We start from the raw sequence: 23,528 nt of genomic DNA, 5'->3' as shown, positions 1-23,528 counted from the left end.
AGTGCTTCGCGCTCCCCTCTCCTCTTCATCATATTCACAACGTCTCTAAGGAGGAAAAAGAAAATGACAAAGAAGAGATTTCTCGCTATGCTGCTTACCGGTGCCATGACTCTGAGTCTGGCTGCCTGCGGCGGTACTTCCACCGGTTCTGATGCAGGCACCGATTCCGGTGCTGATTCCGGCAGCGATTCCTACAAGATCGCCCTCATCCAGCAGCACCAGACCAACGCATTCCAGATTGCCGTATCCGAGGCTGCTGAGGCCAAGGCTGACGAGCTGGGCGTTGACCTGACCATTCTGAGCGCCGATCAGGACGCCGCTACCCAGATCAGCCAGATTGAGCAGTGTGTATCCGAGGGCTATGATGCCATCCTGTTCGAGCCTGTTGATCCGGACGGCCTTGCTGATGCTGCAAAGTCCGCAGCTGATTCCGGCGTTGTTATGATCAACATCATCTCTGCCTGCACCGACTGGCAGAACAACGGCATCTCCGCTGTTTCCTACGGCAACAACGTAAAGGCCGGCGAAACCGAGATGGAGCAGGTTGCAAAGCTCCTCAATGGCAAGGGCAACATCGCTATCCTGACCGGCCCGTCCGGTGATGCAGGCGGTCTGCAGCGCATGGAAGGCTATGAGAACATTCTGAAGAACTATCCCGAGATCAAGCAGGTCGTTGCTCCGGCTGACTGCCAGTGGGACACCGCAAGCGCTCAGTCCACCGTTGAGAGCTGGCTGTCCGCTTACGATCTGGACGCTATCGTTTGTGAGAACGACGGCATGGCAGTAGGCGCCGGCAACGCAGCAGGTGCAAACTCCGGTATCGTTATCGCAGGCGTTGACGGCACGCCGGACGGCTTCGAAGCTATTCAGGACGGCCGTATCTCCGGTACGGTTTCTCAGAACGGCGGCGCTATGGCTGCAAACGGCATCGAGACTGCTGTTAAGCTGCTCAAGGGCGAAACCCTCGATACCACCGAGATCGTAACCGACAACACCTGGATCGACTCCAGCAACGTTAAGGATTACGAGTAATTTCTTGAAAATACTTTGCAAATCCTTGCAAACAGTGTTATTATGAATAAGAAAAAGGGAAAACGGTTACGTTTTCCCTTTTTCCTATCAACAAGCAAAATCTGTTTTCCTAAAATTACCTTCAAAGGGGAATATGTATGTTAAGGGTCGTACTGGCAGATGATGAAAAAAAGGTCCTGCTGCTGATGTGCAAGCTGATTGACTGGGAAAGTCTTGGCTTTGAGATTGTCGGCATGGCAAGCGACGGTATACATGCGCTTGAGATGATACGCGACAAACAGCCGCATTTGCTCGTAACCGATATCCGGATGCCGGGCTTTGATGGCATTGATCTCATCCGTCAGGCAAAGCAGATACAGCCGGGACTGCATTTTATCGTTGTCAGCGGTTATGCCCAGTTTGAATATGCGCAGAATGCACTGAAATACGGTGTAGAGGGTTATCTGCTGAAGCCGCTCAAGGTGCAGGAGATGACCGATCTTCTCACCGGACTTAAGGGCAAGCTCAGTGAGCAGGCTACGATTGAGTACCGTTTGAAGAAAAGCGATGAGCGTGAGCAGGAGCGTATCATTGACACGCTGATAGGCGAGATACACGGCGATGTCCGTACCTCCAGTGCGGTGCGGTCGTTCAATCTGGAATACGGTCTGCCATCCAACGGTTGTTATTTCGCCGCTATTGTCAAGCCGGATATTCCATCAGCATGGAAGAACCCGGATGGCGTGCACGCCATGATGAAGCACACACTTGAAATCGTCCGGCAGGAGCTTGGACAGCTCAAATGCGGCTTTGCCGCAGCCATTCGAAGAGAAGGTGTCGCTGTTGCGGTCTATCTGCCGGAGTATCAGCCGGTCGAGGTCAAGCGGTGCTTCACCAAGATACGCAAGGAGATCGAAAAGCAGCGCGACCTGTTCTGGGGCATTCGCGCCGCCGTCTGCCTTGGCAGCCGGCAGAGCACCGCAGAAAAGCTGTCCGTTTCGCTGAAGGAGGCGCTTTGGCTGTGCATCGACGGTTTGTGCCACACACCAAACTGGCGGGACGCCGAAGCCGAAACACCGGATTTTTCCCTGCATTATACGCTGGACGGCGCGCAGAAGCGTCGCTTTCAGGAGGCTGCCGCATGTCTGAACACCGAGCAGTACGCCGAGGAGCTGGAGGACAGCTACCGCGCAGTTATGTCTATGCAGCCGCTCTGGGGACAAATGCTGGAGGACTGGTTCCGGCAGATACTAACTGCAGTGCGCTACGGCTTGCAGCAGGACGGCAGCGCCGATGAGCAGTTCTATCAGCGCATGGAGGACGGACTGTGGCAGTGTACCAACGCACAGGAGCTGCTTCGGCTGCTGCAGGACGGCGTCAGCGGTGAGCTGAACCGTCTGCGCCGGGAGCGCTCTCAGCGCGAAGCGCGTCCCATTACGGACGCAAAGCACTTTATCCAGCAGCATTATCAGGAATCTCTGCGGCTCGAGGACGTCAGCAATGCGGTCGGCTTCAACGCGACCTACTTTTCCGCCATGTTCAAAAAGGAGACCGGACAGAATTTCATGGATTATCTGACCGAGCTGCGCATGAATAAGGCGAAGGAATTGCTGTGCGGCGATGAATGCTCGGTGCAGGACGTTGCCGAACAGGTTGGCTACCGTGACCTGAAATATTTCTCCCGCCTGTTCAAGAAAACCACCGGAATCAGTCCGTCGGACTATAAAAAGCTGTACAGGTAGGTGAAGGGCATGTGGCTGAAAACACAATGGAAGCTGCGTCGGGCGCTGCGCCGTTATCGGCGGGACGGCAATTTGGATGCGGTGCTGCACGAGGATTGGAGCCGCTGCCGCGATATTTTTGCCTTTTTCCACGAGATCGAGGATCGTCTGCACGGCGAGGAGATCACCCGCCTGCGGCAGAAGCAGGCGGAGTATCTGGCGCTGCAAAACCAGATCAATCCGCATTTTCTGTACAATGCGCTTGAGGCGATTCGTTCGGATGCGCTCTTGGCGGATTGCGAGGACATCGCGGAGACGACCGAGGCACTGGCGACTTTTTTTCGCTACACCATCTCTAATGTGCAGGAATATGTCACCTTTTCGGACGAGTTGGACAACGCCGAGAACTATTTCACCATCCAGCGCTGCCGCTTTGGTGACAAGCTGGATATGGAACTGGAAATGGAAAACGAGGACCTGCTCGAGGCGCGTATGCCCAAGCTGATCCTGCAGCCGCTGGTGGAAAACGCCGTCGTGCATGGCCTGGAGAGCAAGATAGGGCAGGGAACCGTACATATTTCGGTGGAAAACAGCGAAAACACGCTGTTTCTGCGCGTCAAGGACGACGGAATCGGTATTTCCGAGGAGCAGGTGGAGCAGCTGAACGAGGAGTTTGCCCATGGCAGCGCGAACGCCGTCAGCCGCAAACGCGGCGGCATTGCGCTGCGCAATGTCAACAGCCGTATACGGCTGATGTTCGGAGAAAATTACGGTCTGCGGATATTCAGCGCGAAGGGAATCGGTACCGAATGCTGCGTTACACTGCCGCTGCTGCTGCAGGAGGAGTGACATGAAGGAAGAACTGATACGCATTGAGCATGGTGTATTCCGCAGCGATACCGGCGAATACCGGTTTGATATCTCGGTTTCCTGTGGCGAGTGCATCGGCGTATATGTGGATGAGTATTTGACCTCTGGTACTGCATATCTGGATCTTTTCAAGGGAGGCCTTGCACTGACGGACGGACGCGCCTTCTGCTGCGGCAGCAAGACAGGCGCCGCAGTGATCGAGCACTGGATCCGGCAGAACACCATGCTGGTGGACAAATCCCGCTTTGCGGGCAGGGAGCTGACCATGCGCGATTTTGTGCTGGCGCTTGGCAGAACGACCTCGTACCGGCAGAAGAACCGCAGTGCGGCACGGCTGAAATCGCTTGCCGCGACCGATATGCTGCGGCAGCTTGGGCTGGATCATTCGTGGGAGACGCGCCTTGCCGACCTTTCGGTGCTGGATTATTACCGGCTTTCGGTGTTCCGCGCATGGTTCACCGGCTGCCGGCTGCTCGTCCTCGATCGGCTGACAGAGGCACTGCGCCGGCAGGATCTGGACCGGCTGATGCAGTGCGTACAGCTTCTGCTCGGGCATGGCATGGCGGTGCTCCTTTTCGATATGGATGAGATGTTCATGTTCCGCTATGCCGGCCGCATTGATGTGATTAAGGAGCGCCGCACCTTTTTCCGGCTGTATCCCGAGGAATACGGGCCGCGCCTGTTTGAGCTGCTCGGTTGGGAGCGTGCCAGCCGTCCGGCATGGATGGAGCGCACAGCGCCCGCAAAGGGCAAGACGGTGCTTTCCGTATTTGAACTGTCCCTGCCGCCACTGCCGCCGCTGTCCTTCGAGGTATGCGCCGGCGAGATCGCCTTTCTGCACGATGAGAATTACAGCACCGGACGCCGTCTGCACGACTGCTTTCTGGGGAATCAGGGCTGGCAGAACGGCATTTTCCGGCTGGACGGCAGAATTTACGACCACAGCGAGCTGAACCGTATCATCGGCACCGAGATCGGCATCCAGATTGAGCAGCCCGACCGACCGGGCGGCGTGCTGTTTGACAACATGACCGCGCTCGACAATCTGTGCACCTGTCTGATTCCTAAGGCAGACAAGTGGCTGATCCGCAAAAAGCTCGTCTCCAGTATTCTGGAGGAGGCGACTCGCTGGTTCCCGCGCGAAATGCTGCTGCGTCCGCTCAGCGCATGGTCACTGCCCGATCGCCTGCGGTTTTCGTATTATCGGTGGTATCTGCTCAATCCCAAGCTGCTGATCTGCTTTTTCCCGTTCGCGGGACAGGAATCGGCGCATCACAAGATGATCATTGATATGCTGGTGCTGTGCGCGCGGCGCGGCATGGCGGTCTGGATCATCTCCTCCGGCATTGACGCTATCTGCGAAAAAACCGATAACGAAGAGTTTCTGCGCCGTCTGCGCTACATCAAGGAATGATGTGTGCAGGCGGCGTTTTTCTTATCCAATCTGCACGACAACCGACCTCCGACCTTGTGGGAATTCCACATTGTGACAATCTTCGGAAACCGATATAATAGAACTGTAAAAGCATAGGAAACAAAGCGGCATTCGATCAGCGTCAATGCTCCTCCGGATGCCGCTTTCCGCAACAGTCGGAAAGGAGGGACTGTTATGACCGAACTGATGCTGAAGCTTGCCGCGTTCCTTGCGATGGTGATCGACCATGCGGCGGCGTGCCGTCTGGACAGGGTGTTTTTTCCGGGGTTTAGCAAGGTGTATATGATTTCCAGAGCAATCGGACGCATGGCGTTTCCGATTTATGCCTTCTGTCTGGTCGAAGGATTCCGCCACAGCCATGATCTCCGCCGATACGGCGGGCGTCTGCTGCTGCTCGGGGTCATCTCGCAGCTTCCGTATGCGTTTACGCTCAACCGCTGGTATCTCGAGCCCGCGTTCGGAGAGGTGTTTCCCATTAACCCGAGTCGGGCGTTCCGAAGCTTAAATATTCTGTTTACGCTGTTTATCGGGTTGGTTCTGCTGGTTTTCTTTCGTAAAAAGCCGCTGGCGCGGGTGATTCAGTCCAAAGGGCTTGCGGTGCTCCTGCTCGCCTGCGGCGGCTTCGCGGTCTATACGGCGGAGCCGGAGTTTGACTCGCGCTTCCGCCGGCTGTGCACCGTGCTGCTCCTTGCCTCGGCAATCGCGGTCGCGCTGCTGCACGTTTGGCGAAAGCACCTTGCCCTGCGGGATTGGCTCGCGCGGTTTGCGGTGCTCGTGTTTGTTGTGCTGCTGTTTGAGCGGTATCCGCTTGCGCATCTCCGGTGCAACATCGACTACGGTGTATGGGGAATTTTGCTGATTTTGTGCCTGTCGTATGCCGAGAGCCGATGGAGTCGCGCGCTTGTTGTTTTACTCTGGGGTGCGCTGTTTTATTCCTCGCTCGGTATGCCGGATTGGGGTTCGATCTGCGGCACGGCGGCGGCAGCGCTCCTTCTGCTGCTGTACAACGGCGAGCGCAGCCGGAAACCGCACCCGAAGCTGAACAAAGCCTTTTATGCGGCGTATCCGCTGCACCTCGCGGTGATCTGGGCGATGGTGATTGCAGCGGAAGGTCCGCTGACGCAGCTCAAGCTGTTGAAGTATTATTTGTAAATCGCAAAAAACAGACCGACAGAGTGAATGTCGGTCTGTTTTTTGCAGGCTTTAAGCGGAAATTTTGTATTCTGATTTTGGCTTCGGTTCCTTGCGTGAGTTCCGTCCGCGCCTTATCAGTATGCAAAATTTATTCGCAAATCGCTCTTGTTCAATTATACGGTATTGCTTTTACAATTTACCTTCTCTACATACGCCGGAAACCCGGCTGCAGCCTAATGCGCAACCGGGTTTCCGGATAAACTGTTCATGATTCTTCGTTTCTTGCGGATTCAATATCCTGCAGAAGCTGTTTCTGCGTATCATCGAACAGCAGGCGCTTATTATGCGCAAAATACGCATCGCACCCGAAGTTCTGGATAAACCACGAGGTAAACCAGTTCGCGGTCAGCTCGGTAGCGAACAGCACCAACTCCTGCGAGTCCGGAATGGCGGCATCGAGGAAGGCAAAGGCGTTCGCAAGTTCGGTGTCGGTCTTGTCTACGGCGGCCGCGCGTGCGTCCACATCGGCGGAGAAAAGCGCCTTCAGGTGGTCAAACTGCTGCTCATCGGGTACTTTTTCGAGTGTGAGCGCCTGCCGGTAGGCATCCAGACGTTCCACCTCACGGGAGGCGACATAGAGCGCGTCCTTGTCGGACGAGCCGCCGTTTCGCTTGTCTGCAAGCGCGGTACGCTTTTCATCCGGCAGGGAAGTGAGGGCCTTTTCGCCTTCTCGGATGGCGAGCAGGTCGGCGTGAAGCGCATCGGTCAGCGCATCCAGACGGTACGCGTCACGGGCACCGTCCGCCAGTCGGCTCAGCAGCAGACCGAGTACGCCCAGTTTTTCGTCAAACGGCGCGTCCCGCAGTTCGGAAGCGCGAACCGGCTCCCAGGTGCCGGAAAGCAGCTCATCCACGCGGTAAACCTGCTTGTATTTGTCATAAAGCTGCAGATAATTCGCAAAATCGCTTGCCACCTGCGGCAGCTGCAGATACTGCTCCACAACCTGACGATCAATCGGAATACCCAGCGACTCGTACACCTGCATCAGCTCGGACAAATCCTCCCAGCCGCGTGCGGTGACAAACTGCAGTCCGTCAGCGGTGGCCTCTACGCGGTAAAAATGCTCGCGCCGGATCTCGAGATAGGACAGAATCGCGCCGTGGATGCCGCGTCGGTACGCGTACTCCTTCCACACGCCGAAATCCTCTTCGATGTCGATTTTTTTGACGCGGTCGAGTGTTACCACGTCAAATTCCCGCACGGATTTGTTGTATTCCGGCGGATTTCCGGCCGCTACGACCACCCATCCGGCGGGCAGCTGCTGGTTGCCGAAGGTCTTGCACTGCAGAAACTGCAGCATCATCGGCGTGAGTGTCTCGGAAATGCAGTTGATTTCATCGAGGAACAGAATGCCTTCTTTTACGCCCGTGCATTCCATTTCGCGGTACACCGAAGCGATAATCTCGCTCATTGTGTAGGCGGTGACGGTGCGTTCCTCGCCGCCGAGCATCACCTTGCCGATGAACGGCAGACCGAGCGCGGACTGGCGCGTGTGGTGTGTCAGCGTGTAGGAGACAAGACCGACGCCGGTCTCCTCGGCAATCTGCTGCATGATCTGCGTTTTGCCGATGCCCGGAGGTCCCATCAGCAGGATTGGCCGCTGCCGAATCGGCGGAATGCGATACGCGCCGAATTCATCGGTCGTGAGATACGCCTTGAGCGCATTTTTGATTTCGTTTTTTGCTCGTTTGATGTTCATAACTGCGCCTCGTTAGTCAAATTGATCCAGAAAATTATGTTTGCCGTTCGCATCGCGCCAGCCGAGCAGCTTGGCGGTATCGACGTTCTTGACCGCGTTGAAGAGGTTCGCTTCAATCTGCGGGTTGTTTGCCGCGAGAGACGCGATCAGCTGCTTGATTTCCGCGCGCTTGGTGTCGCTTTCCAGCTTTTTCGCCGGACAGTCGCACGGCAGGAAGGTCAGACTGCAATATTCCGCCCAGTCGAGGACACTCTGCTCGCGCGTGAAATACAGCGGACGGATCAGCTCCATGCCCTCGTAATTCTTGGCCTTGACGCGCGGCAGCATGGCCTGCACCTGACCGCCGTAGATCAGTCCCATCAGCACGGTGCCGATGGCATCATCATAGTGATGACCGAGCGCGATTTTATTGCAGCCGCGCTTGCGTGCTTCGGTGTACAGATAGCCGCGCCGCATTTTTGCGCACAGAAAGCAGGGGTGCTCGGCAGAGTGTACCCCTGCCACGCGCAGTACATCGGTATCGAAAATTTCGAGCGGAATGTCCAGCCGTTTCGCGTTTTCCTCGAGGTGCTTGCGGCCCTCCGGCGCATAGCCCGGGTCCATTGCAAGGAACACGAGGTCAAAATTCATCGTGTGCTGTAAATCCTGCAGCAGCAGTGCCAGCAGCATGGAATCCTTGCCGCCCGAGATGCACACCGCAACCTTATCGCTCGGTTTTACCAGTCCATATGCTTTTACCGCGTCCACGAACGGCTTGCGCAGTGTACGCACAAATTCGCTTTGCAGCGTTCTTTTTATCTCTTTTGCAGTCATTTTGCGCCCTTCTTATGCTGAAAATGATAGGTGATACGGGCAAGAATGCTGTCCGGCGCGAAATGCCGCGCCAGTGTCATGGCCTTCATGGCTGCACCCGGAACGACAACTGCCTTGCCTGCAAACAGGCCGTCAACAGCTTCGCGCGCCACACGCTCTGCCGACAGACCGGAGAGCGAAAACCGCACGCCTGCGACTTTGTTGAACTCGGTGTCCACCGGTCCCGGACAGAGGGCGCACACACGCACCGGAGAGCCGGCGCGGCGCAGCTCCTCGCGCAAGGCTTCTGTCAGGCGCAGAACATAGTTTTTTGTGGCATAATAGGTCGCCATCAGCGGTCCCGGCAAAAATCCCGCCGAGGACGATACGTTGAGAATGTAGCCGCGTCCGCGCTGCACAAAATCCCGCACAGCCAGCTTGGTGAGAATGTGCACGGCACGCACATTGGTGTCGATCATGCGCAGCTCCTCATCCAGATCGGCGGTGACAAACTCGCCGAACAGACCGAACCCCGCGTTGTTGATCACGACCTCCAGTTCCTCGCTCTGTACCGCCTCGTACAGCAGGCGGCATTCCTGCTCGTCCGACACGTCCGCCGCGATGATGCGGCACGGCACCGGCAGCTCTGCCGCCAGTTCGCGCAGGCGTTCCTCTCTGCGGGCGCACAGGATCAGCTCGTAGCCGCGTGCCGCCAGCAGGCGCGCCATTTCGCGTCCCAGTCCAGAGGACGCACCCGTGATGAGTGCTTTCATGCAAATTCCCTCCAAATCACTGTGATAACTTATTATATAGTACCATGCGGACTTGTCCGCGTCAATTCATGTTGTTCGTCACATTCTGTACAAATTTGCGGATGGTGATGGGTTTACTTGGTTTTTGCTTTTCAATAAGATTTGAGAATGGTATAATAACAATGAAATAGTGCATTGATTTTTTCGCCAGAAGCCGAAGATAGGAGGGGCGAATATGAAAAATAAAGAAGCAGACACCGAATTGGAATCCAGACTGTTGGAAATCCTGGTGCACCCATGCCGCATTGAGGACATCCGGCGCGAGCTGCCGAATGCAGGCAAAAACAATCTCAAAAACGCGCTGGACGCGCTCATTGCGGACGGCAGGGTGATGAAAAATAAGAAAAACCGCTTTGCGGTCTCCGCGCACTACGGCTGTGCGGCCGGAACCTATCTGGCTACCGAGCGGGCATTCGCGTTTGTCGCGCCGGATTATCCGGAGGGCGAAGCCAAGCCGGATGATCTGTTCATCCCGCCGAATGCGTCCGGCGGTGCGTGGCACGGCGACCGCGTGCTCGTCAAGGTGAGTGAGCGCAAGAACAACCGCGGCCGCAAGGAAGCAACCGTTATCCGCGTGCTGGGACGCGCCGGCAAGGAGCTGACCGGCGAACTCGTGCAGCGCGGCAAGGCATTTTTCGTGCAGCCGACCTCGAAAAAGTATCCGGAGATCGCGGTGGACAAGCATGACCTCGGCGAAGCCGCCGTCGGTGACTGCGTGGCTGTTTCGATCTCGCACTACGGCGATGAGCAGTTTATGCCGCAGGGCGTTGTTCGCGTGGATTTGGGCGAAAGCGGTACAATGGAGGCCGCTATCGCGGCTGTTCTGCACGAAAACGGTGTGTACGATGTATTCCCGAACGAGGTGCTCGAGCAGGCGCTCGCCATTCCGCAGGAGGTCGATATGGGCACCGCCGGCAAGCGGCTTGACCTGCGCGACAAGCTGATCTTTACCATCGACGGCGATGACGCGAAGGACTTTGACGATGCGGTATCGCTCGAAAAGCTGGAAAACGGACACTATCTGCTCGGCGTACACATCGCGGACGTGAGCCATTACGTCACGCCGGATTCGCCGCTTGACGCCGAGGCGTTCCGCCGCGGCACGTCGGTTTATTTCCCGGGACACGTTGTGCCGATGCTGCCGTTCGCGCTGTCCAACGGCATCTGCTCGCTCAACCCGAAGGTGGACCGTCTGGCGTTCTCTGCGCTGATGGAGGTCGATAAGGACGGCCGCCGGTATGGAGCGAAATTTGCCAAGTCGGTCATCTGCTCCAAGGCCCGCATGACCTACAACAAGGTCAACAAAATTCTCGCGGGCGACAAGGGGCTGCGCGAGGAATACGCTTTTCTGGTCGAGACTGCCGAAACGATGAACAATCTGGCGCACGCGCTGTACAAGCGCCGCATTGAGCGCGGCGCACTCGAGCTGGACATTCCGGAAGCGGAAATCCGTGTGGACGAGAACGGCAAGCCGGTTGAAATCCGGTTCCGCGAACGCGGCGAGAGCGAAAAGCTCATTGAGGAATTCATGCTGCAGGCCAACGAAGCGGTTGCCGAGTATATGTGCAAGCGCGAGCTGCCGACCGTCTACCGTGTGCACGAGAATCCCGATCCGGACAAGCTGCGCGTGTTTGCGTCGTTTGCGCGTCCGTTCGGCTACCGTATCGACCCGTCCAAGCCGGAGGATACGGCGCAGTTCCAGACCGTGCTGCGCGGCGCAAAGAACGACCCGAAGCAGCGCGTGCTGCCGACGCTTCTGCTGCGCTCACTGGCGCGTGCCCGCTACGCGGACGAGTGCATTGGTCATTACGGTCTGAAGGCGAAGTTCTACCTGCACTTTACCTCGCCGATCCGCCGTTATCCTGATCTGGTGGCGCATCGCATGCTGCAGAAGGCACTGCTCGGCGAAGAATTTACCGCGGCAGACGAAACGATGTGCGAGGAAGCCGCAGACCAGTCCACCAACCGTGAGCAGGCCGCCGACAACTGCGAACGCGATATCGACAAGCTGTATATCGCGTCCTACATGCAGCAGTTCATCGGCGAGGAATTTGACGCGGAGGTTTCCGGCGTGCAGTCGTTCGGCGTGTTCGTTGCGCTGGAAAACGGCTGTGAGGGTCTGATTCGTGCCGAGCTGATGACCGGCGACTTCTACCAGTACGACGAGGAGCACATGGCGATGGTCGGCCGCCACACCGGCAAGCGGTTTACGATCGGCACGCCGATGCGCGTCAAGCTGCTTGCCGCAAGCGACACCACCGGTCAGATCGACTTTGCACCGGCAGACGGCTCGCTTCCGGTCTCGGAAAAGCTGGATCGTCCGCGTCGTGAGGACACCGACCGTGCCCCGAGAGGCAATCGCGCCGAGCGCCGCCGTCACAGCGGCAAGGGACGCGGCGGCAAGCCCGGCAAGGGCAAAAAGCCGCCCACGCGCAAGAGAAGATAATTAGATAATTTGAGGAGAAATTTTCTATGTCCAATAAAGTAACCGTTGCTGCGATTCAGATGACCTATGGTCTGGAAGAAGCCTGCGAGAAGGTTCGCGAAGCGGCATCTCAGGGTGCGCAGATCATTTTGCTGCCCGAACTGTTTGAAAACTGGTATTTCTGCCAGGAAAAAAGCTATGAAAATTACCATTTAGCGACAACGCTCGAGGAAAATCCGGCGGTTCGCGAGATGCAGAGCATTGCCCGTGATTTCAAGGTCGTCATTCCGGTCAGCTACTACGAGCGGGTCGGTGAGACCACGTTCAACACGGTGGCTGTCATTGACGCGGACGGCACGATCATGGGTCAGTACCGTAAGACCCACATTCCGGATGACCATTTCTATCAGGAAAAGTTCTATTTTACGCCCGGAAATACTGGATTCAAGGTCTGGGATACGGCTTATGCGAAAATCGGCGTCGGTATCTGCTGGGACCAGTGGTTCCCGGAGTCCGCGCGCTGCATGGCGCTGCAGGGCGCCGAGCTGCTGTTCTACCCGACGGCTATCGGATCCGAGCCGATTCTCGACTGCGATTCCATGCCGCACTGGCGGCGCTGCATGCAGGGCCACGCGGCGGCGAACATTATGCCGCTGATCGCGGCAAACCGCATCGGCACCGAGACCGTCAAGCCGACCGAGGATAACCAGCACCAGTCGTCCTCGCTGACGTTCTACGGCTCGTCCTTCATCGCGGATGAAACCGGCGCGCTTGTCGAGCAGGCTGACCGCGAAAACGCAGGCGTGCTGACGCATACGTTCGATCTGGATGAAATCCGTGAGATGCGCCGTTCGTGGGGTGTCTACCGCGACCGGAGACCGGAAATGTATGGTGCAATGCGCGGTTACGGCGCAGAATAAGCAAAAGAAAACCCGATTGCGTGTACGCAATCGGGTTTTCTTTTACTGTATAAAGGATTATTGCTCCAATTTTGCCAGAAAGTCCTCCATATCCGTATCCTCGGTCATGGTGATGCGGTGCATGCTGTACAGCGTCTGCGGCAGACCCTGTACGACCGCATTCACGCCCGGCTGGGTGGTGAATGTCAGCTCGATGCCCTGGCTGCGCAGCGCATCCATCGTCAGCGTGCCGTATGCGCCTTCCGGATAGGACAGCGCGTTGACCTTCTCACCGGTGATCGGCTCGATGGCCTGCTGGCTCTGCTGGATGTCAGCCCTGACAGCGGCCTCATAGTCCGCATCGCTTTCGCCGGGAAGCTGCGCGAGTGTTTCCCGAACACGGTCGTTTCCGTCCTCGAACGGCGGCCACTGGTGCATGTCATAGGTGTGGCTCTGGATGGAAATCAGGCCGGAATCCACCATTTCCTGCATCTCAGCCGCGCCGAAGTGCGGTGTCATGACGTGGTCGGTATCCTTGTAGGTGTCCTTGCCGATGGAAACGCCGATGGCGAAAATGGTCGCCTTCATGTTGTATTCCTTGAGAACAGGGAATGCATCCGCGTAGTTGCTCAGATAGCCGTCATCAAACGTGAGGACGATGGGTTTCTCGGGCAGCGGTGTACCATTGTAGACGTAATCGCGCAGCTGCTCGAGCGAAATCGCGTTGAAGCCGGCATCGGAAAGCGCCTGAATCTGTTTGCGGAACGCCTCCGGCGAAATGGTAGCCGAGCCGCTGACCTTCTCGGTCAACTGGTGCCACGTCAGCACCGGAACCTTAACGGCGGTATCGTTGTCCGTGCGCGGTGCAGGACGCTGCGTGAAATAGTCATGCGGCGTGTCAGGGGTCACATAAGTGCCGAAATCCGACGGAATTGCGGTGATAGCAGGCGTAAAGTCGGGATACTCCTTCTCGGCAATGCGGGTTGCCATCATCTCGCCAATGTTGTTGCGGAAGTGCGTGCTGTCGTAGAAGAAGCGTGGCTCGCTGCTGACAGACGAGGACGAAAAATCCCAGTAATCGGTCACTTTGGCAAGAGATTCGTAGAAATTCGTGATATCCTCGTCGTAAAAGTTCTTGTAATAGTCGGTGTACACCGGAGCGGTCAGCACAATCAGATTGACGCCGTTTTCCTCGCAAACCTTGCGGATTGCGGCCACCGACTGCATGCAGGCTTCGGTCTTGTACAGGTGCAGCGGCTCGTGGTTGGGATAATTGGTGAATACCGGATAGGCGTTCAGATAATCCGCGGTAGAGCTGATCGGCTCTACATCACGCACGCGCTTGTCATACGCGCCGGTCTGCTCGTCGAATACGTCGAACGACTGCGGCATGAGCGTGTCTTTCTTCTTGTTCACCAGCTTCTGATAGCCGTACCGCGGGTCCGCGAGGAGAAACCGCGAGTAATACGACAGCGCGGACATATCCGGGTCGGTTTTGTAGTGCAGACTGTGGGTCAGCTTGTTGGACTCATCATCGTAGGTCAGTCCGTTGTCCAGATACACATTCAGCACCAGATTTTTGACCGTGTAGTTGTCGATCAGGTAGTTTGCAATCTTTTCGCAGTCCTTCATATCCGCGCCGTACATGATCATGTTGTAGAATCTGGCGTTCAGCATCTCGTTAAACGACTCGGTCGGCAGCGAGCTGGTGGACGAGCAGCCGAGGAAATACGAGTCGTACTCGTCATGGTGCTGCTCGAGATAGGAGATTTTCGCCGCACGCGGGTTGTTGGTCTCGTCATACGAAAACCACTGCATAAACCGGTCGCCGAACGCGCCGAACGGGTCGGTGACGTAGTTGAATCCGGCCAGCAGTGCGGTCAGGATCAGCACGATAACGGGCAGAGAAAGCACCCATTTTTTTGCGTTCATGCTCTGCCTCCTTAAAATTGCTTGTAGATGAACTCGGACGAGATGTATCCGGCACGGAAAATGCCGAACAGCAGCAGGACCACGAGCGAAACGGTCAGCACGGTCAGCTGCATGAGCGCCGGGCGCTCGTTGAGCCACGCCTGCACATCCGTGCCGCGTTCCTCAAAGAACTCCACGCCGTGGACGATGAGAATGCCGACAAAAATGATGATAAAGTCGGAAATACCCAGTCCAAGCGTCGGCACAACCGACGAAAACTCACTGAAATGCGGGTGCAGTACGGTCGTTCCGAGCAGCGTGAATACAGTCTTGAGACGCGGTGCACGGGTGAAATAACGGCCGATAAACACCAGTCCGAACGTGCGGACGGTCATAAAGATGCGCCAGCCGGTCGATTTGTCGTTGATGTGCAGCTTTTCCTTCCACGAAAGGAAGCGGCGCTCCATCAGCAGGGAAGCGGTAATGAGGATACCGTTCCACAGGCCGAACGCAATGTAGCGGAAGTTGGCGCCGTGCCAGATGCCGATGATCAAATACACGATAAACGTAGCGGTCGAGGTGGCACAGATCTTGCCCATCATGCCCTTGAAATGCTTGCGCGCCCACTTGCCGAGCTTGCCGAACGGCTTGGAAAACGCCAGAGGATAGAACACATAGTCGCGCATCCACGCACCGAGTGTGATGTGCCAGCGGCGCCAGTAGTCGGTGAGCGAGGTGGAAAACAGCGGTCGGCGGAAGTTGAGCGTCATATCGATGCCGAACATGCGCGCGACGCCGCGTGTGATGTCGATGCCGCCAGAAAAATCGCAGTACAGCTGAATGCAGTAAAACAGAATACCGAGCGCAATGACAGCGCCGCCGTAGGGACAGTTCTCCATGATGACGTTGTTTACCAGAACAGCCGCGCGGTCGGCGATGACGATTTTTTTGAAGTAACCCCAGAGCGCCAGCTGAATGCCGATCTGCAGGTCATCCCAGCACAGCTTGCGCTCTGCGGTAAGCTGCGGCGCCAGCTGATCGAAACGGCTGATCGGTCCCTGCACCATCTGCGGGAAGAACGATACGAACAGACCGTAGCGCAGCGGATTGCGCTCGGGCGCATATTTGCCGCGGTACACGTCAATGACGTAGCTCATGGACTGGAAAATGAAAAACGACAGACCGAGCGGCACGACAAAATCCCATCGGGGAATGTGGTTGCCGAGCGTGGACGGCAGCAGCTCGAGCGTGAAATTCCAGTATTTCATCGCGTAGAGCAAGCCAAAACAGCAGACCGCGCAAATTACCGCGATCTGCTTCTTTTTGTGCTGTATTTGGGCCTTTTGCGCCTTGTCAGCAGGCTTGATGGCGTTATAGCGTCCGAGAATGAGTCCGGTTACCCAGGTCATTCCGGCTACCAGAACCACCCACGCAAACGCCTTGACCGAGCCGGCCATGTAAAATGCCGCACTCGCCAGCAGCAGGATGCACCACTGTGCCTTTTTCGGTACGATGTAGTAGAGCAGCACGCTCGCGATGGTGAGTACGATAAACGAAGCGGAAGTAAAAGCCATTATTCCTGCGCGTTCTCGATCAGTTCAACGATGGCGTCAACCGAGTTGAAGTTCTCCGGCGTCAGGTCGTTGACACCCAGCTGAACGTCAAACTCCTCCATCAGCTCGGAAATAACGGCTACGATGTCGAGGGAATCGATGATGCCGTCGTCGATGATGGCAGTTTCGTTCTCAAAGTCGTTGCCCGGGCAGATCTCATTCAGAATTTCGATAATTTTTTCTCTCATGGTCGATTTCTCCTTTAATTATATTGCAGCACGGCGGAAGTCCATCCGTCGGGCCGATAGCCGTGTTGTTCGTAAAAATGCTCGGCAGGAGCATTGCCGGTCCGCGCCCATACCTGACTTTTTGCACCGTCCGTTGCCGCAAGATACGCGGTGAGCAGCTCGCCGGCGAGACCTTTTCCGCGGCAGTCCGCACGCACGGCAAGGTGCCGAATCTCGGTCGAGGCGCGGGAAACCGCAAAATGCAGCACACCGGAAACACCTTTTTCGTCCCGGGTGATAACGGTTTGACCGTTTGCGAGGTTTTCGCGCAGATCGTCCGCAGTCGGCAGACAGCCGGTGAGAGCGGAGAAGTGCTCGCTTAAAAAGCGGGAAATATCCTCGAAATCCTCCGGCTTTGCAGGAACTGCGGTTGTTTCCACCGGAAATGCTTCCGGTTTGCGGGTGCGCCGCGTGCGGCGCAGCACCTCACGAAAACCGAGAGCGCAGAACTGCTCGGCGGCATTGGCCATCGCCTCCGCGTCTTTCGCGCGGCAGGACAGCTCGGTCACAACCGGCCTGTCCGTCTCCGGCAGGGAAAGCACCGCGTTCGGATGCAGATAAAACGTCATCACAAGGTGGTCGCCGCGTTCGCGGAACAGCAGCAGTGCGCCGCCTGCCTCGTGGATGTACAGTCCGTTCGCGATTTCGCGCGTGTAGTCGTCACCGCGCAGAAAGTTGTTGGTAATGACGCCTTTCTTGAACTGTGCGTTCAGCAGATCGGAAATCTGTGCGAAATTCTCAATCTTCCGCATGGATAAATTGCTCCTTCAGCTTGACGCGGTCGATTTTGCCGTTGGCGTTCATCGGCAGTGCGTCCAGCTTTTCGTAGATGTTGGGCAGCATGTACTTGGGCACCAGCCTGCGCATGGCACGCGCGAGTGCCGCGGCATCCGGTTCGCCCTCGTAGATGCAGACAATGCGGTCGCGGTTGCGGTCGAACAGGCAGGCTGCTGCGGCGATGCCGTCCACGCTGTGCAGCGCGGTCTCGATTTCGCCAAGCTCGATGCGGTAGCCCATGTGCTTGATCTGGCCGTCCTGCCGCGACAGGAAATACAGCAGACCGTCGTCCTTCTTGACGGCGATATCGCCCGTGCGGTACAGAATATCGCGAAAATACGGGTTTGTCGGGTTCTGGATGAAGCATTCGTTGGTCTTTTCCCAGTTGCCGAAGTAGCCGCTGGCCAGTCCGCTGCCGCGCACGCAGATCTCACCGGCCTCGCCGTCCGGAACGGGCTTGCCGTCCTTGTCGAGCAGTATAATCTGCATATTGCGGCAGGCTTTGCCGATCGGAATAGCTTCATCGTCGCGGTAATCGCGGGTGAGATGGAATGCGGCACAGTCCACGGTGGTCTCGGTCGGTCCGTACATATTGACAACCTCGAGACCCGGAATCGCGGCCTTCCACGCATTGACATAGCGCGCCTGCAGCGCTTCACCGCCGAGAGCGGCCTTGCGCAGCGTGGGCGGCGCACATTTGCTCAGCGCACCCGAGCTTGCCACAAAGTGGAACGCGCTGGTGGCCCAGTTGATGGCGGTCACGCCGACACGCTCCATCTCCTTGAGCAGCAGCATCGGGAAGGTGAACAGCTTTTTCGAGAAAATATGGCAGGTTGCACCGAGCGAAAGGGTCTGGTACAGGTCCTTGCACGAAAGATCAAAGTAAAACGGCGCCTGATTGCCGAAAATGTCATGCTCGGTGTAGCCGCAGAACTCGCTCATCCAGTCGGTGAAGTCAATGACCGCACGGTGCGGAATGACGATTCCCTTCGGCGCACCGGTCGAACCCGAGGTGAACAGCAGGTACACCGGGTCGATATCCAGTACGCTCTCACGGATGGACTGCAGCAGGTTTGCGTCAGCCGGTGCTGCAAAGCCCTCGTCCATCGAGATGAGCGGGGCACAGTCGGCAAGCGGCTCGGCCTGCTTGCGGTTGCCCTCGGCGTAGACGATGGCAACAGGATGGATCTGCTCAAAAATACGGCGGATACGCGCTTCCGGCATATGGTCGTCAATCGGAACGTAGCAGCCGCCCGCATACAGCACACCCTGCATCGCGGCCACGCTTTCGGCCGTGCGGCCGATCAAAACCGCGACCGGCTTGTGCAGTGTATCGACGGTTACGGCAAGGTGCGTGCCCAGACCCTGTGCGGCCTTCAGCAGCTCGCCGAAGGTGAACACGCGGTTCTCATCGCAGAACGCAGGCTTGTCCGCGTGCATTCGGGCAGAGGATTCCAAATATTCGAGTACATTTTTTCTCATAGACATACTTCCTCATTATGATAGTCTATTTTATCATAGAGGGCGGAAAAAGTAAACGGAAAACGGCGGTCACGTCGGAGAATCCATCCAGTGTGCGGTTTCATCCATAATATCGTGCAGAATAAAAATATCGTGCAAGGTATCGCCGGTTTCCATTGAGTGGTTGGCGTTTTCGGTCAGATAGAGCGGAATGCCGATCTTCCGGCAGCCGTTCGTGATCATCTCGGTATCCGCCCACGGATCGGCGGTGCCGTGAAAGGCGATGCCGGTCGGGTCGAGATAGGGCAGGGCCTGTTCAATCGGCGTGTAGTATACCTGCCGCGGATGAATGTTGTGCTGAACAGCATACCGTGCGGCAATCGCAGTGCCGATGCTTTTCGAGAGGAAGAAAACGCGGTCGTAAGCGGTCCAGTCGATGGCGGCAAGCTGTTCCTCTGCGGCAGAAAGCGCGGTCTGCACAGCCTGTTCGATTTTTTCGGCATGGCCTCTCAAACCGGTCGGCAGAGCCGGATACTGCACCGCGAGCAGGTCGTAGCCGCGTGCGCGTGCAAGTTTTGCGCTGTAATACAGCAGCGGTTTGTCGATATGGTAGCCGATGCCGGGGAACAGCACGGCAAGCTGGTTGCTCATAGGTAAGGCTCCTTTGGGGAAAATGCAGGATTACTCCGCCAGCTCCCGCACGGCGGCAATTGCGGTATCGACCTCATTTTCCGTGTTGAAATACGAAAAGCTGAAGCGCACCGCGCCCTGCTGCACGGTGCCGAGCGCCTCGTGCATGCGCGGCGCACAGTGTGCACCGGCGCGTGTGGCGATGTCATAATCGGCAAACAGCGCGTCCGCGACCTCGGCGGAGTCATAATCGCGGATGTTAAGCGCGACAACAGCCGCACGTTCCGACCGGGAGAAATCGCCGTAGACGATCACGCCGTCAAGGTCCTTCACACCGTCGTAAAACCGCCGCATGAGTGCGCGTTCGTGTGCTCCGATGATCTGCACGGTCTGTTTTTCGATAAATTTCAGCGCGGCATGCAGTCCGGCGATGCCGTGCGTATTGAGCGTGCCCGCCTCGAGCCGTGCAGGATACGCCTGCGGCTGTTCGCGGTCGTAGGAGTGAATGCCGGTGCCGCCGCGGAGCAGCGGCCGAAGCTCTACACCTGGCCGGATGCACAGGCCGCCGGTTCCCTGCGGACCCATCAGGCCCTTGTGGCCGGTGAAGCAGAGCACGTCAATGTTCATGCGCTGCATGTCGATCGGTACCGCACCTGCCGTCTGTGATGCGTCTGCGACCAGAAGCGCACCGTGTGCGTGCGCCATTGCACCGATTTTGGCGATGTCGAGCAGGTTTCCGGTCAGATTGGATGCATGCGTGCAGACAACGGCCTTGGTTTCCGGCCGGAACAGGTGTTCCATATCCTCATAGCGGATATTGCCCTGACGGTCCGCTGGTACAAAATCCACCGATACGCCGCGCGTCTGCAGATCATACAGCGGACGGAGCACGGAATTGTGCTCCAGATCGGTCGAGATGACGTGATCGCCGGACGAAAACAGACCGTAGATTGCAATATTCAGCGCCTCGGTGGAGTTTGCGGTGAACACAACATGGTCCGCACGCGGACAGCCGAACAGCTTCGCCAGCTGACTCCGCGTTTTGAATACCATGCGCGACGCGGAAAGCGACACGCCGTGTGCGCCGCGCGATGCATTTCCTGCGGTAAGAATGGCGTTTTTGACCGCCTCTGCGACTTCAGGCGGCTTGTGCAGCGTGGTCGCTGCGTTATCCAGATAAATCATGATTTCCTCCGTCAGTCGAACAGTTCGACGAGAGCATGTGTCTCGAATCCGATGCCGGTTTCACGCAGAGCGTTGAGGAGCGCCTGTTCCTCGCTTGTTTCGGCCTTCCATGCCAATCCGCAGCCTGCGCTCACCTGAGAGGGAATGGGGATCATGCGCCCGGGCAGACCGCGCTGCGTGAACATGGCTTCTGCCGCGAGTGCCTGCTCGGTGGACGCGAACGCGATGACCGCAAACGGCCGTTTGCGCCGCATCACGGGCGCAGAATGAGGTCGGCCTGCATCTGCTTCTCTGTGATGACATACATGTTGGTCACGTCACCGACTGCCAGCTTGTCGGTCAGGCCGTAGTGGTTGAGACAGGTACCGCAGGTCAGAATCTCCACACCGAGCGATGCCAGGTTTTTCAGATCCTCGAGCGATGCCGAGTCTTCGCAGGTCAGGCGTGCGCCACCGTTGTAGAACAGAATCGTGCTCGGCAGGTGCTCCTGCTGGGTGAGCGCAAAAATAAAGCCCTTGATGAGAATGCGGCCCAGCTCCTCGTCGCCCTCGCCCATGTGGTCGGCGGAAATGACAACGACCGTCTTTTTCTGCGCCGCCGGTACGGTGCAGGCAATCTGCTCATCGGCTTCTGCCTTGCCGACGGTGTTTTCGGTCGTGATCGTCACGCAGAACTCCTTGTCCGAGCGTTTTTCGGTCGTGATCGAGCAGCCTTTGCTCTCCGCAAGGCGGGTCAGGTTCTGCACCGCAATTTCATTATCTACCAGCGTCTGCACCGTGCCCGCACCGTTTAAATCCTGCAGCGCGTGCAGTGTTTTGATGACCGGAATCGGACATGCGTCACCGATCGCATTCACTTGTACCATAATAAAGTTCCTCCTTTTGGGGATGTTCTGTGGATAGTATAGCACAATAGAGCACGGAAGACCATAATTTATCCACAGGCTCGCGGAATACTGGGAGGAGAGGACGGTTTTTCTTGACGGTGTTCTCTTAAAAAGGGTAAAATTACAGTGTATTTTACAAATAATAAGGATAGATGAATTATGCGATAAACGATAATTATCTATCCGTAACCTTATATAGAACACATTTACAAATATTACTTGCTTATTTGAGCTGTGTTACCGGAAAATTATCTATGGATAACCCGAATATCCAATATCTGATACAAAATCATTATCTGATTGACTGACACGCTGAAAGGAGGCATAACCATGCGATCCCACACCTACCTTGCCATCGACCTGAAATCCTTTTATGCCTCCGTGGAGTGCCGGGAGCGTGACCTCGATCCGCTCGACACGCACCTTGTTGTCGCGGACGAGACCCGCACGGACAAGACCATCTGTCTGGCAGTCACGCCGTCGCTGAAAAGCTACGGCATTTCCGGCCGCGGACGGCTGTTTGAGGTACGTCAGCGCGTTAAGCAGGTCAATGCCGAGCGGCAGCGCCGTGCGCCCGGGCATACATTCACCGGCGCGTCTTACTCTGCTGCGGAACTGCGGGAAAACCCGTCTCTTGCGATGGATTTCATCATCGCACCGCCGCATATGGCGCATTATATGGCGTACAGCAGCCGGATTTATGCCATTTACATGAAATATGTCGCGCCGGAGGACATGGTTGTGTACTCTATTGACGAGGTATTCATGGACGTGACCGGCTACCTTGAGACCTACGGCCTGACCGCGCGTGAGCTGGCGCGGAAAATCATTCTCGATGTGCTGAACACCACCGGCATCACGGCCACGGCGGGCATCGGCACCAACCTGTTTCTGTGCAAGGTGGCGATGGATATTGTCGCCAAGCACGTTCCCGCCGACCGCGACGGCGTGCGTATTGCCGAACTGGACGAGCGCAGATTCCGGCACGAGCTGTGGTCATATCAGCCGCTCACCGATTTCTGGCGCGTGGGACGAGGCACCGCGAAAAAACTCGAGCAGTACGGCATGTGCACCATGGGCGATATCGCGCTGTGCTCGGAGAAAAACGAGGATCTGCTGTATAAGCTGTTCGGTAAAAATGCGGAGCTGCTCATCGACCATGCGTGGGGATGGGAGCCGTGCACGGTCGCAGATATCAAAGCCTACAAGCCGAGCACCAACAGCATCAGCACCGGGCAGGTGCTCGCGTGTCCGTATACAGCGGACAAGGCACGTCTGGTTGTCCGCGAAATGGCGGATCAGCTGGTACTCGATCTGGTGAGCAAGGGCCTGGTCACCGACCGGCTTGTGCTGACTGTCGGGTACGATATTGATAACCTGAACGATCCGGCACGGCGGATTAACTACCACGGCAGGACCGAGACCGATCGCTACGGGCGCACGCTGCCCAAATCTGCACACGGTACGCATAGCCTCGGAGAACTGACCTCGTCTACACAAAAGCTCATGGACGCAGCGACCGTGCTGTTCGACCGCATTATCGACCCGAATCTGCTCATCCGGCGCATGTATCTGGTGGCAAATCATGCCATTCCGGAATCTGACGCGCCCCAGCCGGCTCGGTGTGAGCAGCTTGACCTGTTCACCGACTACGCCGCTGAGCAGGAACGCAGGAGGGCAGAGCAGGCTGCACTCGAGCGGGAGCGAAAGCTGCAGCAGGCAGCGCTCGCCATCAAGAGCAAATACGGCAAAAACGCGCTGCTCAAGGGCATGAACCTCGAGAAAGGCGCGACTGCCATCGAGCGAAACGGAAAAATCGGCGGGCATAACGCATAATCGGAAAAACATGCTAAGGCAATGTAAATATATTATTGCCTGATTCTGCCTCTTCACGGACGTTCTGTGTCGAAAATTCGACATTTCAGGCAGTCATCCTTGTATATGGCAATCAAAGGAAATATAATATATTCATAATAATAT

At 56.8% G+C, this 23,528-nt stretch carries 20 protein-coding genes; 8 read left to right on the top strand and 12 right to left on the bottom strand.

Translation table 11 applies throughout. From position 1 onward, the window contains the following. Positions 1–63: 63 nt before the first annotated feature. From ACWVX6_RS05050 to ACWVX6_RS05030, 5 genes are all read left to right on the top strand, one after another. Entirely contained in the window at positions 64–1,032 is a 969-nt protein-coding gene (locus tag ACWVX6_RS05050; RefSeq protein ID WP_455152520.1) for a sugar ABC transporter substrate-binding protein, read from the top strand. 137 nt (positions 1,033–1,169) lie between these two features. Continuing rightward, positions 1,170–2,753, top strand: coding sequence for a response regulator transcription factor (locus ACWVX6_RS05045; RefSeq protein WP_455152519.1), 1,584 nt, complete (start codon positions 1,170–1,172; stop codon positions 2,751–2,753). Positions 2,754–2,762: 9 nt separating this feature from the next. After that, positions 2,763–3,581, top strand: a complete 819-nt coding sequence (locus ACWVX6_RS05040) for a sensor histidine kinase (protein WP_118360885.1) — start codon at positions 2,763–2,765, stop codon at positions 3,579–3,581. A gap of 1 nt (position 3,582) precedes the next feature. Further along, positions 3,583–5,016, top strand: a complete 1,434-nt coding sequence (locus ACWVX6_RS05035; RefSeq protein WP_455152518.1) for a hypothetical protein — start codon at positions 3,583–3,585, stop codon at positions 5,014–5,016. A gap of 195 nt (positions 5,017–5,211) precedes the next feature. Further along, positions 5,212–6,189 (top strand): TraX family protein, encoded by a 978-nt coding sequence (locus ACWVX6_RS05030; RefSeq protein WP_118761819.1) that lies wholly within the window; start codon positions 5,212–5,214, stop codon positions 6,187–6,189. Between the two features lie 247 nt (positions 6,190–6,436). Here ACWVX6_RS05030 and ACWVX6_RS05025 read toward each other — a convergent pair whose 3' ends face one another. Genes ACWVX6_RS05025 through ACWVX6_RS05015 form a run of 3 tightly spaced genes read right to left on the bottom strand, consistent with a single transcriptional unit; the run spans position 6,437 to position 9,495 of the window. Beyond that, positions 6,437–7,930, bottom strand: a complete 1,494-nt coding sequence (locus ACWVX6_RS05025) for an ATP-binding protein (RefSeq protein ID WP_455152517.1) — start codon at positions 7,928–7,930, stop codon at positions 6,437–6,439. A gap of 12 nt (positions 7,931–7,942) precedes the next feature. Continuing rightward, positions 7,943–8,743, bottom strand: a complete 801-nt coding sequence (locus ACWVX6_RS05020; RefSeq protein WP_455152516.1) for a tRNA lysidine(34) synthetase — start codon at positions 8,741–8,743, stop codon at positions 7,943–7,945. Then, positions 8,740–9,495 (bottom strand): SDR family NAD(P)-dependent oxidoreductase, encoded by a 756-nt coding sequence (locus ACWVX6_RS05015; protein WP_110435809.1) that lies wholly within the window; start codon positions 9,493–9,495, stop codon positions 8,740–8,742. Before ACWVX6_RS05015 ends, ACWVX6_RS05020 begins: the two co-directional genes overlap by 4 nt. 214 nt (positions 9,496–9,709) lie before the next feature. On the opposite strand from ACWVX6_RS05015, the gene rnr reads away from it, so the two are divergent. Both rnr and aguB read left to right on the top strand, forming a co-directional pair. Next, entirely contained in the window at positions 9,710–11,980 is a 2,271-nt protein-coding gene (gene rnr / locus ACWVX6_RS05010) for a ribonuclease R (RefSeq protein ID WP_118481019.1), read from the top strand. Positions 11,981–12,006: 26 nt separating this feature from the next. After that, positions 12,007–12,879 carry an N-carbamoylputrescine amidase gene (aguB, locus tag ACWVX6_RS05005; RefSeq protein ID WP_455152515.1) on the top strand — a complete coding sequence of 291 codons (873 nt, stop codon included), beginning with the start codon at positions 12,007–12,009 and terminating at the stop codon, positions 12,877–12,879. Positions 12,880–12,936: 57 nt separating this feature from the next. Here aguB and ACWVX6_RS05000 read toward each other — a convergent pair whose 3' ends face one another. The 9 genes from ACWVX6_RS05000 to yedF form a co-directional block, all read right to left on the bottom strand. Then, on the bottom strand, positions 12,937–14,790 hold the full coding sequence (locus ACWVX6_RS05000) for a polysaccharide deacetylase family protein (RefSeq protein WP_455152514.1): 1,854 nt from the start codon (positions 14,788–14,790) through the stop codon (positions 12,937–12,939). An 11-nt stretch (positions 14,791–14,801) separates the two neighbouring features. After that, entirely contained in the window at positions 14,802–16,343 is a 1,542-nt protein-coding gene (locus ACWVX6_RS04995) for an MBOAT family O-acyltransferase (RefSeq protein WP_455152513.1), read from the bottom strand. Then, complete coding sequence (locus ACWVX6_RS04990; protein WP_318361100.1) at positions 16,343–16,570, bottom strand: acyl carrier protein; 228 nt, start codon at positions 16,568–16,570, stop codon at positions 16,343–16,345. The genes ACWVX6_RS04995 and ACWVX6_RS04990 overlap by 1 nt, the downstream gene beginning before the upstream one ends. 14 nt (positions 16,571–16,584) lie before the next feature. Beyond that, on the bottom strand, positions 16,585–17,361 hold the full coding sequence (locus ACWVX6_RS04985) for a GNAT family N-acetyltransferase (protein ID WP_418999229.1): 777 nt from the start codon (positions 17,359–17,361) through the stop codon (positions 16,585–16,587). Further along, positions 17,348–18,868 carry an amino acid adenylation domain-containing protein gene (locus ACWVX6_RS04980; protein WP_455152512.1) on the bottom strand — a complete coding sequence of 507 codons (1,521 nt, stop codon included), beginning with the start codon at positions 18,866–18,868 and terminating at the stop codon, positions 17,348–17,350. The genes ACWVX6_RS04985 and ACWVX6_RS04980 overlap by 14 nt, the downstream gene beginning before the upstream one ends. A 69-nt stretch (positions 18,869–18,937) precedes the next feature. Beyond that, a complete protein-coding gene (locus tag ACWVX6_RS04975) occupies positions 18,938–19,498 on the bottom strand; it encodes an alpha/beta hydrolase (protein ID WP_455152511.1) in 561 nt (186 codons plus the stop codon). A 30-nt stretch (positions 19,499–19,528) separates the two neighbouring features. Beyond that, positions 19,529–20,662, bottom strand: a complete 1,134-nt coding sequence (locus ACWVX6_RS04970; protein ID WP_455152510.1) for an aminotransferase class V-fold PLP-dependent enzyme — start codon at positions 20,660–20,662, stop codon at positions 19,529–19,531. Positions 20,663–20,673: 11 nt separating this feature from the next. After that, on the bottom strand, positions 20,674–20,916 hold the full coding sequence (locus ACWVX6_RS04965) for a DUF3343 domain-containing protein (RefSeq protein ID WP_455152509.1): 243 nt from the start codon (positions 20,914–20,916) through the stop codon (positions 20,674–20,676). Then, positions 20,916–21,527: a sulfurtransferase-like selenium metabolism protein YedF gene (gene yedF, locus ACWVX6_RS04960; RefSeq protein ID WP_118761811.1), complete on the bottom strand. Its 612-nt coding sequence runs from the start codon at positions 21,525–21,527 to the stop codon at positions 20,916–20,918. Before yedF ends, ACWVX6_RS04965 begins: the two co-directional genes overlap by 1 nt. Before the next feature lie 351 nt (positions 21,528–21,878). Here yedF and ACWVX6_RS04955 point away from each other — a divergent pair, with 351 nt between their 5' ends. Further along, positions 21,879–23,384, top strand: a complete 1,506-nt coding sequence (locus ACWVX6_RS04955) for a Y-family DNA polymerase (protein ID WP_455152508.1) — start codon at positions 21,879–21,881, stop codon at positions 23,382–23,384. The last annotated feature ends 144 nt before the right edge of the window (positions 23,385–23,528 follow it).

The organism is Butyricicoccus sp., from assembly GCF_977037065.1.
The sequence above is the reverse complement of the archived record's forward strand: the minus strand, read 5'-3'. Positions and strand labels throughout refer to the sequence as shown.